The organism is Bacillus sp. LR_5 (assembly GCF_042709275.1).
Map to the genome: position 1 here is coordinate 1 of NZ_JAVAXX010000464.1, position 3,292 is coordinate 3,292.

2 protein-coding genes are annotated in these 3,292 nt (G+C 43.1%); both read left to right on the forward strand.

Features of this window, described 5'->3' with window-relative positions; translation table 11 throughout:
• A partial coding sequence (gene topA, locus RAC86_RS37080) for a type I DNA topoisomerase (protein WP_377886802.1) occupies positions 1 to 1,894 on the forward strand: 1,894 nt, incomplete at its 5' end.
• Between the two features lie 75 nt (positions 1,895 to 1,969).
• A complete protein-coding gene (gene trmFO, locus RAC86_RS37085; protein ID WP_003244725.1) occupies positions 1,970 to 3,277 on the forward strand; it encodes an FADH(2)-oxidizing methylenetetrahydrofolate--tRNA-(uracil(54)-C(5))-methyltransferase TrmFO in 1,308 nt (435 codons plus the stop codon).
• Positions 3,278 to 3,292: the final 15 nt, after the last annotated feature.

The following is a 3,292-nucleotide window of genomic DNA, read 5'->3' on the forward strand; positions in this document are numbered from 1 at the left end:
CCCGGTATTAAAAGAGCTGAAAACGGCTGCGAAAAAAGCCAAAAAAGTGTATCTCGCAGCCGACCCCGACAGAGAAGGGGAAGCGATTGCATGGCATTTGGCACACAGTCTTGATTTAGATCTCAACTCAGACTGCCGTGTGGTGTTTAACGAAATTACAAAAGACGCTATTAAGGAATCGTTTAAGCATCCCCGCATGATCAATATGGATTTAGTGGATGCACAGCAAGCGAGACGTATTTTAGACAGGCTTGTCGGATATAAAATCAGTCCAATCTTATGGAAAAAAGTCAAAAAAGGGCTTAGCGCAGGACGCGTGCAATCCGTTGCCCTCCGTTTGATTATTGACCGTGAAAAAGAGATTAACGACTTTAAGCCTGAGGAATATTGGACAATTGACGGTACGTTCTTAAAAGGTCAAGAAACCTTTGAAGCGAGCTTTTTCGGGAAAAACGGCAAAAAACTTCCTTTAAATAGTGAAGCTGATGTAAAAGAGATTCTTTCTCAGCTCAAAGGGAATCAATATACAGTTGAAAAAGTAACCAAAAAGGAACGCAAACGTAATCCCGCTTTGCCTTTTACCACTTCTACCCTGCAGCAGGAAGCGGCTCGCAAGCTCAATTTCAGAGCGAAGAAAACGATGATGATTGCACAGCAATTATATGAAGGAATTGATTTAGGAAGAGAAGGAACGGTTGGTCTGATCACGTATATGAGAACGGATTCAACCCGTATTTCAAATACGGCTGTTGATGAAGCAGCTGCATTTATTGATCAGACATATGGAAAAGAGTTCCTAGGCGGAAAACGGAAGCCTGCGAAAAAGAATGAAAATGCCCAGGATGCCCACGAAGCAATTCGGCCGACATCAGTTCTTAGAAAACCAAGTGAATTAAAAGCAGTCCTCGGCAGAGACCAAATGAGACTGTATAAATTAATTTGGGAGCGTTTTGTTGCCAGCCAAATGGCACCGGCTGTTCTCGATACAATGAGTGTCGACCTGACAAACAACGGTTTGACATTTCGTGCAAATGGAAGTAAAGTCAAGTTTTCCGGGTTTATGAAGGTGTATGTTGAAGGAAAAGACGATCAAATGGAAGAAAAAGACCGGATGCTGCCTGACTTACAAGAAGGCGACACGGTATTATCAAAAGATATAGAACCTGAGCAGCATTTTACCCAGCCGCCTCCGCGATATACTGAGGCCCGGCTTGTTAAAACCCTTGAAGAACGCGGTATCGGCCGTCCATCCACATATGCTCCGACACTTGATACTATTCAGCGGCGCGGCTACGTGGCATTGGATAATAAACGTTTCGTTCCGACTGAATTAGGTCAGATCGTTCTTGACTTGATCATGGAGTTTTTCCCTGAGATCATTAACGTTGAGTTTACAGCTAAAATGGAGAGAGATCTTGATCATGTTGAAGAAGGAAATACCGAATGGGTCAAGATTATCGATAATTTCTACACCGATTTTGAAAAACGCGTGAAAAAAGCCGAATCGGAAATGAAGGAAGTTGAGATTGAACCAGAGTATGCTGGAGAAGATTGTGAATTGTGCAGTTCTCCAATGGTATATAAAATGGGACGGTACGGTAAATTCTTAGCTTGCTCCAACTTCCCTGACTGCCGGAACACGAAACCGATTGTGAAACAAATTGGTGTGAAGTGCCCGAGCTGCGGAGAAGGAAACATTGTTGAGCGAAAATCGAAAAAGAAACGGGTGTTTTACGGCTGTGACCGTTATCCGGACTGTGAATTCGTATCATGGGACAAACCAATTGAACGAAAATGCCCGAAATGCGAAAAAATGCTCGTCGAGAAAAAACTCAAAAAAGGTATACAAGTCCAATGCGTGGAATGCGATTATAAGGAAGAACCACAGAAGTAGCGGTGAGCAGGGTCTTGCTCACCTTCTTTGTGTGTTAAAAGAAGGCCTTGAATAATAAACTAGGAGATGTGAAAGATGAACCAACAAACAGTGAATGTAATCGGAGCCGGACTCGCAGGAAGTGAAGCAGCATGGCAGCTTGCCAAACGTGGGATTCAAGTCAAATTGTATGAAATGCGGCCAGTTAAACAAACGCCTGCGCACCATACAGATAAATTTGCTGAGCTTGTCTGCAGCAACTCTCTTCGCTCTAATACACTTGCTAACGCTGTCGGTGTATTAAAGGAAGAAATGCGTGCGCTTGATTCAGCCATTATCGCTGCGGCTGACGAATGTTCGGTGCCTGCCGGGGGCGCTCTTGCAGTAGACCGTCATGAATTTGCCGCAAGTGTGACAAATCGGGTGAAAAATCATCCAAACGTAACCGTTATTAATGAAGAAGTGACTGAAATTCCTGAAGGCCCTACTATCATCGCAACGGGTCCGTTAACATCTGAATCGCTGTCTGCCCAGCTGAAGGAGCTGACTGGAGAGGACTATTTATATTTTTATGACGCAGCGGCGCCAATTGTAGAAAAAGACAGCCTTGATATGGATAAAGTGTACCTAAAATCCCGTTATGATAAAGGTGAAGCAGCATATTTGAACTGCCCGATGACAGAAGAAGAGTTTGACCGTTTTCATGAAGCATTAACATCAGCAGAAACAGTGCCGTTAAAAGAATTTGAAAAAGAGATTTTCTTTGAAGGCTGCATGCCGATTGAAGTTATGGCAAAACGGGGTAAGAAAACAATGCTTTTCGGTCCGATGAAACCGGTTGGTCTAGAGCATCCTGTTACAGGAAAACGCCCTTATGCCGTCGTTCAGCTCAGACAGGATGATGCTGCGGGAACACTTTATAATATTGTAGGATTCCAGACTCATTTAAAATGGGGAGACCAAAAGGAAGTTCTCAAGTTGATTCCAGGACTTGAAAATGTAGAAATCGTCAGATATGGCGTGATGCACAGAAACACATTTATTAACTCTCCAAGCCTGTTAAAGCCGACTTATCAATTTAAAAACCGCAGTGATCTGTTCTTTGCAGGCCAAATGACGGGAGTAGAAGGATATGTGGAATCAGCTGCCTCAGGACTTGTAGCAGGCATTAATGCGGCGAAGCTTGTATTGGGAGAAGAGCTTGTGATCTTCCCTCAGGAAACAGCAATTGGCAGTATGGCACATTATATTACAACAACAAACCAGAAGAACTTCCAGCCGATGAATGCAAACTTTGGGCTTTTGAAAGAATTGCCAGTTAAAATTAAAAATAAAAAAGAACGAAATGAACAATACGCGAACCGTGCGATTGAAACAATTCAAACAATTTCGAAAACAATATAGGTATTGATTGCAACC

Bases quoted from the DNA above. Each gene is read 5' to 3' on its own strand.
- trmFO (WP_003244725.1), top strand. From the start codon at position 1,970: ATGAACCAACAAACAGTGAATGTAATCGGAGCCGGACTCGCAGGAAGT.